This window comes from Paraburkholderia sp. BR10954 (assembly GCF_040965775.1).
GTDB lineage: Bacteria > Pseudomonadota > Gammaproteobacteria > Burkholderiales > Burkholderiaceae > Paraburkholderia > Paraburkholderia youngii.
In genome coordinates this window covers 294,888-307,851 of sequence record NZ_JBFRCK010000001.1, presented here as the reverse complement: position 1 = coordinate 307,851, position 12,964 = coordinate 294,888, and the positions used below count along the sequence as shown (strand labels likewise).

The 12,964-nt window shown below is 60.4% G+C and carries 11 protein-coding genes and 1 pseudogene; 9 read left to right on the top strand and 3 right to left on the bottom strand.

Annotated elements, in window-relative coordinates; translation table 11 throughout:
* Positions 1-316 precede the first annotated feature (316 nt).
* The 3 genes from AB4Y34_RS01390 to AB4Y34_RS01380 are packed head-to-tail and all read left to right on the top strand — an operon-like array spanning position 317 to position 3,096.
* Positions 317-1,711: a cytochrome ubiquinol oxidase subunit I gene (locus tag AB4Y34_RS01390; RefSeq protein ID WP_176379529.1), complete on the top strand. Its 1,395-nt coding sequence runs from the start codon at positions 317-319 to the stop codon at positions 1,709-1,711.
* Between the two features lie 33 nt (positions 1,712-1,744).
* Entirely contained in the window at positions 1,745-2,731 is a 987-nt protein-coding gene (locus AB4Y34_RS01385; RefSeq protein WP_368715012.1) for a cytochrome d ubiquinol oxidase subunit II, read from the top strand.
* 44 nt (positions 2,732-2,775) lie between these two features.
* Complete coding sequence (locus AB4Y34_RS01380) at positions 2,776-3,096, top strand: DUF3331 domain-containing protein (protein ID WP_368715168.1); 321 nt, start codon at positions 2,776-2,778, stop codon at positions 3,094-3,096.
* Positions 3,097-3,221: 125 nt separating this feature from the next.
* On the opposite strand, the gene AB4Y34_RS01375 is transcribed toward AB4Y34_RS01380, so the two are convergent.
* Complete coding sequence (locus tag AB4Y34_RS01375; RefSeq protein ID WP_368715011.1) at positions 3,222-4,517, bottom strand: NAD(P)/FAD-dependent oxidoreductase; 1,296 nt, start codon at positions 4,515-4,517, stop codon at positions 3,222-3,224.
* Between the two features lie 409 nt (positions 4,518-4,926).
* Between AB4Y34_RS01375 and AB4Y34_RS01370 the strand changes: the two genes are divergently transcribed.
* The 6 genes and pseudogenes from AB4Y34_RS01370 to AB4Y34_RS01345 all read left to right on the top strand — a co-directional run.
* The gene (locus tag AB4Y34_RS01370) at positions 4,927-5,844 is read left to right on the top strand and encodes a 3-hydroxyacyl-CoA dehydrogenase (RefSeq protein ID WP_368715010.1); all 918 of its coding nucleotides are present in this window, start codon (positions 4,927-4,929) and stop codon (positions 5,842-5,844) included.
* 21 nt (positions 5,845-5,865) lie between these two features.
* Positions 5,866-6,825, top strand: a complete 960-nt coding sequence (locus AB4Y34_RS01365) for a 3-hydroxyacyl-CoA dehydrogenase NAD-binding domain-containing protein (RefSeq protein WP_368715009.1) — start codon at positions 5,866-5,868, stop codon at positions 6,823-6,825.
* Positions 6,826-7,118: 293 nt separating this feature from the next.
* Positions 7,119-7,910, top strand: coding sequence for an enoyl-CoA hydratase-related protein (locus AB4Y34_RS01360; RefSeq protein ID WP_368715008.1), 792 nt, complete (start codon positions 7,119-7,121; stop codon positions 7,908-7,910).
* A 29-nt stretch (positions 7,911-7,939) separates the two neighbouring features.
* Entirely contained in the window at positions 7,940-9,166 is a 1,227-nt protein-coding gene (locus tag AB4Y34_RS01355; RefSeq protein WP_368715007.1) for a CaiB/BaiF CoA transferase family protein, read from the top strand.
* 30 nt (positions 9,167-9,196) lie between these two features.
* On the top strand, positions 9,197-9,970 hold the full coding sequence (locus AB4Y34_RS01350) for an enoyl-CoA hydratase (protein WP_368715006.1): 774 nt from the start codon (positions 9,197-9,199) through the stop codon (positions 9,968-9,970).
* 167 nt (positions 9,971-10,137) lie between these two features.
* Positions 10,138-10,343 (top strand): annotated as a pseudogene (locus tag AB4Y34_RS01345) (DJ-1/PfpI family protein); the annotation flags it as partial.
* Positions 10,344-10,719: 376 nt separating this feature from the next.
* Here AB4Y34_RS01345 and AB4Y34_RS01340 read toward each other — a convergent pair.
* Positions 10,720-11,955, bottom strand: coding sequence for a patatin-like phospholipase family protein (locus AB4Y34_RS01340; RefSeq protein ID WP_176379520.1), 1,236 nt, complete (start codon positions 11,953-11,955; stop codon positions 10,720-10,722).
* 19 nt (positions 11,956-11,974) lie between these two features.
* Positions 11,975-12,772 (bottom strand): 3-hydroxybutyrate dehydrogenase, encoded by a 798-nt coding sequence (locus tag AB4Y34_RS01335; RefSeq protein WP_368715167.1) that lies wholly within the window; start codon positions 12,770-12,772, stop codon positions 11,975-11,977.
* Positions 12,773-12,964 lie beyond the last annotated feature (192 nt).

The window sequence follows — 12,964 nt, the reverse complement described above, 5'->3', positions numbered from 1 at the left end:
CGCCGCAAGCACCATCCAGACAGGTCCCAAGACAAAGACCTTGTATAGCGAGCCGATCTGACCTCCATCTCGCTGGCATTCGGGACAAAAACTTTAGCCTGCGAACCAATTTAGGCCTCGCCGGCCACAGTCGCAACTACACTTTGGTAGCAGGTTCCGGTGACCGTCTTTCCCTTCGGCGCCTCGGTATCGTTACACCTTCGTGCAATTGAGCCGCGCAACATGAACGGCCTAAAGTTGCTCTATACGGGCAACGTCTCCCAACGCTGACGTCGCTCGAACGTAGCCAATCGCACACCGCAATGGGACAGTCATCATGCTCACTGACGTACTCCAACTCTCGCGCGCGCAGTTCGCGATGACCACGATCTTCCACATCGTGTGGCCTATCCTCACTGTCAGTCTGTCGGCATTCCTGCTGCTGATCGAAGTACTGTGGATTCGCACCGGCGACGTAATGTACTACCGCCACGCCCGCCACTGGAGCAAGCTGCTCGCGCTCAATTTCGCGGTCGGCGTGGTCACTGGCATTCCGCTGGAATTTCAGTTCGGCACCAACTGGTCCGGCTTCGCGCAGTTCAGTGGCCAGTTCGTCGGCAATATTCTCGGCTTCGAAGGCGCAATGGCGTTCATGCTCGAAGCCGGATTCATCGGCGTGATGATGCTCGGCTGGGGACGTGTGTCACGTGGCGTCCACGTCTTCGCCACGGCGATGGTAGCGCTCGGATCCAGCATTTCCGTATTCTGGATCATGGTCGCCAATTCGTGGATGCAGACGCCCGCCGGTATCACCGTCGTCAACGGCAAGCTCGTGATCATGGACTATGCAGCGGCCATCTTCAACCCCGACATGGTGTGGGCCGTCTCTCACATGTGGACGGCCGCGATCGAAACCGGGATGTTTGTGATCGCAGGCATCTCGGCATACCACCTGTTCCGCCGGAGGCACCCTGAGTTCTTTGCGCGTTCCTTCAAGATCGCACTGGGCGTGCTCGTCGTCGTTGCACCGCTTCAGGTCTGGCTGGGAGACTCCAGCGGCACCAGCGTGTTCGCGACTCAACCCGCGAAAGGTGCCGCCATCGAAGGGCACTGGCAGACCAACAAGCCGGGCACAGGCGCCGCATGGTCGCTCGTTGCATGGCCCGATCAGCAAAAGCAGCGTAATGACTGGTCGATCGAAGTGCCGGGACTCCTGAGCATTCTCGGCACGCACTCGCTGCACGGACGGGTCTCGGGTCTCACGGACTTCCCGCGCGCCGACCAACCGCCGATGCTGCCGCTCCTCTACTACGCGTTCCGGGTGATGGCCGGCATCGGCTTCGCGTTCATGCTGCTCGCGCTCTGGACCGCGTATGCGCTGCACAAAGCGCGCGGCAACCTCGAGCGCCTCCTCGCGCAGCGCAAGCTGCTGCTGGCGTGGGTACTGTGCATCCCGCTGCCTTACGTGGCCGTCGAGGCCGGATGGATCGTACGCGAGGTGGGACGTCAGCCATGGGTCGTCTACGGACTGCTGCGAACCAGTCAAGCCGTGTCCGCGGTGCCCGCGTCCTCGGTAACGGCCAGCGTGGCGATGTTCTTCGTGTTCGACGTCGTGTTACTCATCAGCTTCTTCTTACTCGCGCGGCGTTGGCTGAAGAACGGTCCCGATCTCGCTGCCACACCGCCCACGACCACGAGCAGCACGCCCCAAACGATGGCGACGGAATATTGAATCTTCTTGCCCCAACTGAAGGGAGATCGTTCGATGGAAAGCACCACTCATTCCCTGCTGGCCCTCACGTGGTTCGGCCTGATCGGCCTGATGCTGGCCTTCTACGTCGTGACCGATGGATTCGACCTTGGTGTCGGTATGCTCACTCTGCTGAGCAGAAATCGCGGAGACCGGGACCTGATGGTTCAAACCATCGGTCATGTGTGGGATGCGAACGAGACATGGCTGGTCGTGGTCGGCGGCGCCCTGTTCGGCGCGTTTCCGGCTGCCTACGCGGCCTTGATGCAAGCGCTCTATCTGCCCGTCATGGCGATGATAGCCGGGCTGATCATGCGGGGTGCAGCCATCGAATTCCGCCATAGCGCGCAGCACCGAAGCCTATGGGACGTCGTGTTCGGCGTGGGCAGCCTCGTCGCGGCCATCTCTCAGGGCATCGCACTCGGCAAGGTGATCACGGGGTTCGTGCCTGGCGGATCCAGCACGGCGTTCATCACGGTGACAGCCATCGGGGTCGTCAGCGGCTACAGCCTGCTCGGCGCGACGTGGCTCGCCAGGAAGGCGGTGGGTCTGCTCGAACGTTGGGCCCGCCGGCTGGCCCTGTTGAGCGCACAGTTCACCGTCGCGGCCGCGATCGTGCTCACCGCGGCGACCTGGTTCGACAGCGTGGCGGTCCATGCCCGCTGGTCCGAGCCCCGGGTGTTCGCCCCGCTTGCGGTGCTCGGCGTACTCGCCGTCCTCTCGTACGGCCGGCTCATGGCGTCGCTCTATCGCGGACGCGACCGCGGGCCCTTCGGAGCGGCGATAACGCTTTTCATCGTGTCGTTCGCGGGCCTTGCAATTAGCCTCTACCCCTACTTCATTCCGGGCAGGCTCACGATCTTGCAAGCCGCGTCGGACACCCTGACCCTCGCGTTCATGTTGATCGGAGTCGGCCTCGTGTTCCCGGTGATGATCGGCTACAACCTGCACCAGTATGCGATCTTCCGCGGCAAGGTTATCGAGACGCCGCCCCACGCGTGACAGCACGCGATTTCAGCGAAAAAGCCCCATTCCAGGAGCAGCCAGTGAAAACGTCAGGGTACGCTGCGTTAGACGACGCACGAGTCCAGGTCGAAATTCTCGAACAGTCCGAGACCACACTCATCATTCGCTGGGTGGAGCCCGGACGATGTCACTATGGGGAGCAGCGCTGGCGTCTTCGCCATGCGAGAGCGCCGGGCGTGTGCGTGGTGTCGCGGCGTGCAATCCGCCGCGGCGACGCCGTCTTTCGCCCCGCCGAGCGCCCCGCTCCAACAAACGCATCGGCGATGATCTCTGTTGAAGCGTTTGGCTATTCAAGTCGCGGCGTTGGCTTCAACTCAACGGAATCCGCACGTTGCGTGTAATTCCGACTCGCTTCCTCATTAGCGACGCTGCGCTGCAGCGTCGTTCTCAAGTCACTCACATCTGGAAGTAACATGCCGCTCCAAAGAGCGGCGAACATGAACATCTGCTGGGCCACGAAAGCCCGTCAAGCGAGTCGAATCGCCGGTTGAGCCATTCCGTTGATTTGCTCCGCCGTCCAGAGCAGAGTTGCCCGGCGAAAACCGTGTAGCGCCTGCTGATGACGTCGGTACAACATCGCGTGACTGAGCTGGGCAAGCTTGCCCCGAATGATCCCCCCAGGAAACAATCCAAAACGACCCAGCGTGCCGAACGAGTCGTACTCGCTCAATGACACGAGCGATCCGAAGTCCCGGAATGCGAAGCGAGGAAGAGGTTTGTTGTGACGGATCCATTCCGGCAAATGGCGCGCCAGGTGCTCCGCCTGCTGCGTGGCTACCTGCGCAGTAGGAGGCAGCGGTCGCTGCGCACCTTGCGGCGTGAGCGAAGCGCAATCGCCGAGCGCGAAAATATTCTCGTCGTTCAGAGCCTGCAGCGTGCCCGACACCATGATCTGGTTGGACCGGTTGGTTTCGAGGCCAGCTAGCCCGTTCATGAAATCAGGCGCTTTCACGCCAGCAGCCCATACCATCAAGTCCGCTTCGGCAAGCTTGCCGTCTCCATACCGGAAACCTCCCGCTTCCGCAGCGGAGACTCCAGTCGAGGTCAGAACGCGAAAGCCAATTTTCTCGAGCCGTTGCTGGCTGGCTGACGAGATCTCCGCAGGGAATGCGGGAAGCACGCGTGGTCCGGCTTCCAGAAGCGTCAAGCGCAGCCTGTCTCTAATCGCAGGATCGCCGTAGCTGGCGGCGAGCTCAAAAAGATGACTGAGCTCGGCCGATAACTCGACCCCGGTAGCACCAGCGCCCACGATCGCAATCCTGAGCTCCTCATCCTTGACCACGGAACGAAGAGAATGCTCGCGCAATGCGACGTTGAATGTCTCTGCCTGCTGTTGGCTGTCAATAAGATGGCAGTGCTCGAGGACTCCAGGCACGCCGAAGTCGTTCGCGCGGCTGCCTATGGACAGCAGCAGCACATCGTATGGAACTGTTCTCCTCTCGAGCATCAAGCCGCCCTCGTGCGACTGGATTGCGGCAAGTTGAACTTCACGTCGTTGTCGGTCCAGTCCGCACATTTCTCCCGGCTGATACGTGAAGCTGTGTTCGCGCGCATGGGAAAGATAGATTACACGCTGCTGATTCACATCGCGCGTACCTGCCGCAATCGTGTGCAGCATCGGTTTCCAGATATGCGTCGGGCTTCTGTCGATCAAAGTCACGCCTGCTTCACCCGACCGGCCTAACCGGTCGCCGAGCCTGGTTGCAAGCAGAATCCCGGCGATTCCGCCACCTACGATAACGATACGAGTTGGCTTTTTCATAGCAATCACTCAATAAACGAAGAACGATTTCGATTGACCTGTGCCGACGACAATGCACTGGTTGGCAATGGCGGTTCCTCCAATGAGACTCATCGGTACCTTCGCAAAATAGGATATGCAGCAGGACGTCCGCAATTACACCTTGGGCGCAGGATTGAACGACAAGCCTTCCCACCGACACGATAGTGTCGTTACACCATCGTGCAATTGAGTCGATGCCGATCACCACATAGATTGATGTCCATGAACAACGCCCCCGACACCGGCGTCGTTCAAACCCCGGCCAGTCGCTCAACGTCACGGGCGCATCGCGCGCCTCGGCGAGCGAAAATTCCGATACCTGTGGCGCTCGCTCTCTGCCCGATGTTCTGCGTTCACATCACCTCCGGAAAATCGTTAAGGATGGCAAATGACTACGACTCACACCAATTCAAGCAGCGTTTCTCAGGACACGGTTTGCTCGGGACGATTGTTTCTCCTCGAATTGAGCAGCAACTCGATTTACTCGATGAATCCAGATGGATCCGACCGCAAGACGATCGTCACGGACTGCCACCTCCCCGATGGCATTGCAGTGGACGCGCACGCCGGCCACATTTACTGGACCAACATGGGTCACGCTCTGAGCGCCAATGACGGATCGATCGAGCGCGCCGACCTCGACGGCAACAACCGCGTGGTCATCGTTCCCCAAGGCCTCACGCATACGCCAAAGCAGCTCCAGCTCGACCGCGACGGTGGAAAACTTTATTGGTGCGACCGCGAAGGCATGCGCGTGATGCGCGTCAACTGCGACGGCTCTGATATCGAAACACTGGTCGAGACCGGGCGCGGCGACGACGACCGCCACGATCAGAACCGATGGTGCGTCGGAGTCGCTGTCGATCGCGTGCACCGGAAGCTCTATTGGACACAAAAGGGCCCTGACAACGGCGACCAGGGCCGCATCCTCCGCGCGAATCTGGAGATCCCGAGTGGCGAAGATCCGGCCACCCGCTCCGACATCGAAGTGCTGTTCGACCATTTGCCGGAACCGATCGATCTCGAGTTCGACGAGGAGAACCGCGTCCTCTATTGGACGGACCGCGGCGATCCCCCGCGCGGAAACACAGTTAATCGCGCCCCGGTCGACGAAGCGGCGACGCCCGAGATCGTCATCACGCATCTGCTGGAAGGGATCGGTATCACGCTCGACGTTGCTGGTAGCCGAATGTTCGTCACGGACCTGGGAGGATCGGTCTATTCAGCGCAACTCGATGGCAGCAATCTGCGCAACTTTCTCTACGCCCAGGGCAACCTCACCGGCGTTGCCTACGCCGAAGTCTGACCCGTACATCGGAGAAATGACATGACTGACACCAAGCCCATTCGCCGCGTCGCCATCATCGGCACAGGCGTGATCGGCGCGAGCTGGGCCGCGCTGTTTCTCGCCAAAGGATTGCATGTCGCGGCGACGGACATAGCACCGAATGCGGAAGCGTCATTGAATAAATTCGTGGAGTCCGCGTGGCCAGCGCTCACGAGATTGGGCCTTTCGCCCGGAGCATCGCTCACGAACCTTACATTCACGCCCGTGCTCGAACAAGCACTCGTGAGCGCGGACCTGGTCCAGGAAAACGGACCCGAGCGGATCGATTTCAAGCAGAAGCTCTATGGACAACTCGACGAGCTGTTGCCTGCCGACGTGATCGTTGCTTCGAGTTCGTCGGGGCTCACCATGAGCGAAATCCAGAAGGGGGCTGCCGCGCATCCCGAACGCTGCGTCATCGCCCATCCGTTCAACCCGCCCCATCTGATCCCGCTGGTCGAGATCGTCGGCGGCTCGAAGACCTCGGAAGCGACGATCCAGCGCGCAGCGGATTTTTATACGGCGATCGGGCAGCGTACGGTGCGGGTCAACAAGGAGATGCCGGGCCACGTCGCGAATCGTCTGCAGGCCGCATTGGCGCGCGAGGTGTACTACCTCGTCGCCGAGGGCGTAGTAAGCGCTGCCGACGTCGACACCGCCCTGTGCTGGGGGCCGGGCCTGCGCTGGGGCGTGATGGGCAACATGATGCTCAACCATCTTGGCGGGGGCCCTGGCGGCATCGAGCACTTCTTCCAGCAGTTCAGCGGCCCGATGACGGCGTGGTGGAAGACGCTCGGCGAGCCGGTTCTGAAGCCTGAGGTTCAAAAGAAGCTCATAGACAGCGTCCACGTTGAGGCCGGATCGCGCTCCATCGAAGAGCTGGAGGCGCAGCGTGATGAGGTTCTGCTCGGTCTGCTGGAGCTACGCCGCAAGGTTGGCGGTTCGAAACAGACGAAATAGCTCGCTCCGATCGCGTAAGCCCAGGCACAACCTTCCGGATTGCTCACCCGACGTCGCGCGTTTCTTTGCCGACGCCGAGGCGCTCCATTCCTACGAGGGGACCTACCAGATGCAGAACCTGATCGTCGGGAACGCGATCACTGGGTTCAGCGCGTTTATCTAAGACTGCAGTCGTGACGACGAGTTCGTCGCCGTCCCCCGATTTACCCGAATTAGAAGGAAAGCTAAACATGTCATCGACAACAGTGACAGCCCCAGCTTCACCCGTAGTAGTAGTGCCCGATGATCCGCAGTTGAAAGTCGTCACGCTCGCGAACGTTCTGTACGAAAAGCGCAATGGGATCGCATACGTGACCGTCAACCGTCCCAAGGTCCTCAATGCCCTGAGCACGCAGACATGGAAGGATCTGCGAACGGCTTTCGAGGATGCACGCGAGGACACCGTCGTGCGCGGCGTCATTCTCACCGGCGCGGGCGATAAGGCGTTCATCGCCGGCGCGGACATCAGTGAGCTTGCGCAGGCGAGCGCGATCGAAGCGGAGCAGTCGAGCCGTTTTGGGCAAGCCGTGCTCGACCTGATCGAGAACCTCGGCAAACCGGTGGTCGCGGCAATCAATGGCTTTGCCCTCGGCGGCGGCTGCGAGACGGCAATGGCGTGCACCCTCCGCATCGCCGTGGAGCACGCGAAGCTCGGACAGCCCGAGGTAAAGCTCGGGCTGCTGCCAGGCGGAGGCGGCACGCAGCGGCTGCCGCGCCTCGTCGGGAAAGGCCGCGCGCTGCAGCTCATTCTGTCCGCGGAGCTCATCAGTGCGCAGGAAGCATGGCGCATCGGGCTCGTCAACGAGGTGGTTCCGGCGGCCGATCTCGTTGGACGCGCTGAAGCCATTCTGAAGATGATCGCCGCTAACGCTCCTGTGGCGATAAAGCTATCGCTCGAAGCGGTGAACAAGGGCCTGGACGCGAACCAGAGCGAAGGTCTCGCTCTCGAAGCCTCCTACTTCGGGCTGTGCGCCGGGACAGATGACAAAAAGGAAGGCACTTCCGCCTTCCTCGAAAAGCGCGCCCCGCAGTTCGTGGGACGGTGAAGCAGACAACACGATTTAGGAGTGACCCAATGGCAAGCGACAATATTTTTTCCGGACTGAAGGTGGTCGACTTTTCGAGCTTTATCGCTGCGCCCGGCGCCGCCGTGATGCTGTCGGACTTCGGCGCCGATGTGATCAAGGTCGAACCCCCGAGCGGTGACCCCTGGCGACACGGGCACCAGATCGCGTCGCAACCGATGGCAGATGAGCCGTATCAGTGGCATCTCGCCAATCGTAATAAACGCGGCATCGCGCTCGACCTGAGGTCGCCCAGCGCCCAGCAAGTTCTCCAGCGGCTCGTCACATGGGCTGATGTGTTCACCGTCAATACGCCACATCCGGCGCGCAAGAAGTTGAAGCTCGAGTACGACGATCTGGCCCGCTGGAACCCGCGACTGATCTATGCGGATATCACCGGCTTTGGCGAAAGCGGCCCGGATGCCGATCTGCCCGGCTTCGATCTGACCGCGTTCTGGGCGCGTAGCGGCCTGTTGTCGATGACGCGTGACGCGGGCGCGCCACCAACCTGGCCGGTGGCCGGAAGCGGCGACAACGCGACGGCAGTTGGAATCTATTCGGCGATCGTCACGGCGCTTTACCGTCGCGAGCGCACGGGCAAAGGCTCTTACGTCACGACTTCGCTCCTTGCCTCAGGCGTCTGGTCGGCCAGCGTTGCTATCCAGGCCGCCCTGGCCGGCGCGACGTTTCCAGCACCGCACGATCGCACGCATCCCGCGAATGCGGCGCTCAACGTGTACCGCGCCTCAGACGGCACCTGGTTCGTCCTGGTGGTGATGCACGACAAGTTGGCGGCCGTCGCGAAAGCCATCGGACGCCCGGATCTGCTGACTGATGCACGGTTTACGGATCCGGCGAAGGTGGCGGCGAACATGCCGCAACTTACGGCCATCCTGGACGAGGTTTTCGGCGCGCAGCCGATGGCGCACTGGCACGAGGCATTCAGCAATCTCCACGTCACGTACGGCGCCGTGCGCGGACCACAAGAGGTGATCGACGACCCGCAGCTGCGGGCCAACGATGTCATCGTTCCGCTCGAGGGCGCCGGCGGCACATTGACCTCGACGATCAGCAATCCGATTCGGGTTCATGGCGTCGACAAAGTGCCGGCGCGACGCGCGCCCGATCTTGGCGAGCATACCGACGACATCCTCCGCGAGCTGGGCTTCGATGCAAACGACGTCGAAGGCCTGCGCGCGAGCGGCGCGGTGGCGAGCATGAAGGAACACGCCGCCTGACACACGAAGCACAGAGAGAAAGGAGCAAGCATGAGCGACATCATCACCGAGCGAACCGGCAGCGTCCTGCGGGTCGCCTTCAATCGCCCCGAGAAGAAGAATGCCATGACGGGAGCCATGTACACGAATCTCGCGGACATCTTCAACGAGGCCGCCGAAGACGAAGAAGTCCGCGTCGTGCTCTGGCACGGCGCGGGCGAGTCATTCTGCGCAGGCAACGACGTCGGGGATTTTCTCAAGCATCCGCCCCGGCTGGGTGACTTTCCGCAGGGCCGCCTGATCTCGGCGCTCATCCGGTTCGAAAAACCCATCGTGGCGGCTGTGCAAGGCGCGGCGATCGGCGGCGGAACTACGATGCTGACCCACTGCGATTTCGTCTACGCGGGCGAAAGTGCGAAGTTCCAGTTGCCGTTCATCAATCTTGCGCTGGTGCCGGAATTCGGGTCGAGCTTTTCGATACCAGCGCGCGTAGGACATCTAGGGGCAGCGGACCTGTTTCTGCTCGGGGAGCCTTTCACTGCGTCGCGAGCAGTGGAACTGGGCCTCGCGACTCGCGTGCTGCCCGACGACGATCTACTCGAGACCGCTACTGCAACAGCACATAAGCTCGCGGCAAAACCGGGCAGCGCGTTGCTCGCTACCAAACGACTCATCAAGCAGGCTGCGCTTCAGCAGCTCCAGGAGGCTGTGAAGAGTGAAAACCAGACGTTTTTTGCACAGGTGAGTTCAGCAGAGGCCAAGGAGGCGTTCTCGGCCTTTCTCGAGAAACGTGCGCCCGATTTTACGAAGAGCCCGAAGGGCTGATGGTATGCCTCGCATCGCCAATCAACCACTCACCAATACCGCCGAGTCAGCGCGAACCTGCTGCCGTGCAAATGATCCACCGGGCGATGTCCCCGGCGTCTCATAACGGCACAGCGCGCGCCTATATCTGTGTATATGCTCCTCGCGACACGGCCGCACGCCCGCCACGATCATTGCACGGGCACGTTGACGTGGACACGTGGATCGTCGGCGGGGTTATTGATCCGTTGAGTTTTCCGCCCGCCGACACTATAGTGGCGTTCCTGCGTAAAGCGTGCATCAGCGCGAGGCGCATAGGCGCAATCTGTACCTGCGGAGTCGTGCTCGCGGAAGCAGGCTTGCTGGCGCGCGGCGCGCCACGACGCATTGGGCGAGTCTCTGGAATTGATTAAGTCGGCTGCTTTCCTCGAAATTCATAGCAAGGCTTTCGCCTACATAGCAAGTTAAGAGAAGTCCAGCGCAGCCGCAATAACACTTTGGGTGCAATGATCCAATTGAGCAACTGTGCGGTCAGATGTGATTCCAGCAAGGCAACATGTCGGGTAACCGCAGAGGGTGGCATGTCGAACTTTACAATATCGGGCAAGGCAATGTCCCAACTCCTCAGAAAGAACGGATCGAGTTCCTGAATTTAGACGACCACTTCCTTGATCGCCAGCAGCTTCTGGGTAAGTACGGCCTGCGGGTCGCCGTAAAACACGTTGCATGTTGTCTCATTAACAGCTTGGTATCTGCACCGGACGATGGCATCAATCGTCCCGATGGATATCGTGCGTAACAAAGCTGAGGTCGTTGATCGGCATATCCAACCAATCCCGATTCTGCAAGGTCCTCCTGGTATCGGCCAATCCGGTTCGCCAATGTTCCCGCATTGTCGAAATACCAAACTGATAGTCCTTGTAGTGGCCTTCGTACTCCTTGTCTCGGTAGATCAAGTGAATGATGTTGTAGCGCTTGTCGCATGATACTTCCTGTGCGAGTTCGTACCAGCGATCCTTTTCGCTTCCCGCGGGCAACTTCTCGAGCAACTCCCGCACCACGCGCCGAAAATGTTGAGTTCGTTGTAGCAAGTCCGTCACGAGACGGGTGCGGCTGGAGTACTGGACATCTTTGACGCGTCCCATGACTTCGCTTAGATCGCTCGGCACCGGCCCGGTCGCGCTCCACAGATCAACCTGAAAAGCGAGCGTGTCGCGACGCGGCGTTGCTTGCAAAACCTCGTATAGCGGAGTGTTCGACATAAGGCCGCCGTCCCAGTAATACTCGTTCTCGATCTCCACCGCCGCGAAGCCCGGCGGTAAAGCACCGGACGCGATGAAATGCTCGGCACGCAACGGTATGCGGGTATTGTCGAAATAGGCGAAGTTTCCTGTGCGGGCGTTCACGGCGCCCACCGAAACCCGTACCTCCGCCGAATTAATTCGGTCAAGGTCGCACAACCGCTCGAGCGTGGCCTTGAGCGGCCTCGTGTCGTAAAAGCTTGCCGTTTGCGGATTCCCGGTTGAGTGGAAAGCGGGAGGCGGAAACCTGGGTACGAAAAATCCCTTTTGGCCATTGATAATCGCACTCGCAGCCTGAAATGCCGTAAAACTCTTGCGCACATCGTCATGCACGTTGAACAACGTGTCCTCGATCGCGGCCGGTATGGGTATTCCGAACGCAGGCTGGCAGATCGTCTCCCAGAATTCAGAGAGCCGTGCCACCCGGTGCTCGGGCGCATTGCCGGCGATGATCGCCGCGTTCAACGCACCGATCGAAATGCCGGCCAGCCAATTCGGGCGAATACCTGCTTCTTCAAGGCCCTGATAGACGCCTGCCTGATAGGCCCCCAGCGCGCCCCCGCCCTGTAACATCAGCGCGATCGTCTCGTACTGGGGCAACTCGATACGCGGACTGGCGACAACGTCCACCGACGCTTGGGCACGCTCACCCACCCCATTTCCGGGGGCGCCGACGCCGACCCGCCTGACGTTGCTTTGCACCATGACGCCTCTCCTTGCGGGCTTACTGCATATACCAGCCATGGCTTACGATGAACGATTGGCCGGTCAAAGCTGCGCTCGAGAACGCGGACAGGAACAGCACCGTCTGTGCGACGTCGTCTACCGTGGTGAACATGCCGTCTACGGTATTGCCGAGCATCACGCGTTTGACCACTTCTTCCTCACTGATGCCGAGTTCTTTGGCCTGCTCGGGAATCTGCTTGTCGACGAGCGGCGTGCGCACGAACCCCGGGCAAACGACATGGGAGCGTACGTTATGTTTCGCCCCTTCCTTCGCAAGAACGCGCGCGAGGCCGAGCAACGCGTGCTTGGCGGTCACATAAGCGGATTTCAGCGGCGAAGCTTCATGCGAGTGCACGGACCCCATGTAGATCACGACACCGCCGCGGTCGTCCTTGTACATGTGCTTCAATGCGGCCTTGGTAGTCAGGAACGCACCGTCGACGTGAATCGCCTGCATATTTTTCCAGTCGGAAAATGCATAGTTTTCGATTGGATTGACAATCTGGATGCCGGCGTTTGAAATCAGGATGTCGACTGCGCCTAATTCCGCAGCCACCGTGTCGAATCCCTGGTTGACGGCATCTTCCTTCGTGACGTCCATCGCCACACCAATGCTTTTGCCGCCAGCCTGTTTGATTTCTTCGGCCACGGCGTTCGCCCCGCCCTGATTCAAATCGGCGATGGCGACCGCCGCACCCGCAGCCGAGAGCGTCAACGCGATCTGTTTGCCGATGCCACTTGCGGCGCCAGTAACTAGTGCAACTCTTCCGGTAAGACTATTGTTTAACAAAGACATCAGCATCTCCCAAATTGACTGTGACGGCTCGAATGTTTCGCCCACACGCTTTGCACTCAACGCCCGTTGAGATGATCGAATACAACTTCGCCAAAGTCCCAGCCTGAGGTCCGCCACGGGACGCACACCTTCATGATCTCGAAGGCCCGGCGCAACTCTCGGCAACACTGCGCAAGGCAGTCTCAGCCATCT

Bases quoted from the DNA above. Each gene is read 5' to 3' on its own strand.
- AB4Y34_RS01390 (WP_176379529.1), top strand. From the start codon at position 317: ATGCTCACTGACGTACTCCAACTCTCGCGCGCGCAGTTCGCGATGACC.
- AB4Y34_RS01385 (WP_368715012.1), top strand. From the start codon at position 1,745: ATGGAAAGCACCACTCATTCCCTGCTGGCCCTCACGTGGTTCGGCCTG.
- AB4Y34_RS01375 (WP_368715011.1), bottom strand. From the start codon at position 4,517: ATGAAAAAGCCAACTCGTATCGTTATCGTAGGTGGCGGAATCGCCGGG.
- AB4Y34_RS01370 (WP_368715010.1), top strand. From the start codon at position 4,927: ATGACTACGACTCACACCAATTCAAGCAGCGTTTCTCAGGACACGGTT.
- AB4Y34_RS01365 (WP_368715009.1), top strand. From the start codon at position 5,866: ATGACTGACACCAAGCCCATTCGCCGCGTCGCCATCATCGGCACAGGC.
- AB4Y34_RS01355 (WP_368715007.1), top strand. From the start codon at position 7,940: ATGGCAAGCGACAATATTTTTTCCGGACTGAAGGTGGTCGACTTTTCG.
- AB4Y34_RS01350 (WP_368715006.1), top strand. From the start codon at position 9,197: ATGAGCGACATCATCACCGAGCGAACCGGCAGCGTCCTGCGGGTCGCC.
- AB4Y34_RS01340 (WP_176379520.1), bottom strand. From the start codon at position 11,955: ATGGTGCAAAGCAACGTCAGGCGGGTCGGCGTCGGCGCCCCCGGAAAT.
- AB4Y34_RS01335 (WP_368715167.1), bottom strand. From the start codon at position 12,772: ATGTCTTTGTTAAACAATAGTCTTACCGGAAGAGTTGCACTAGTTACT.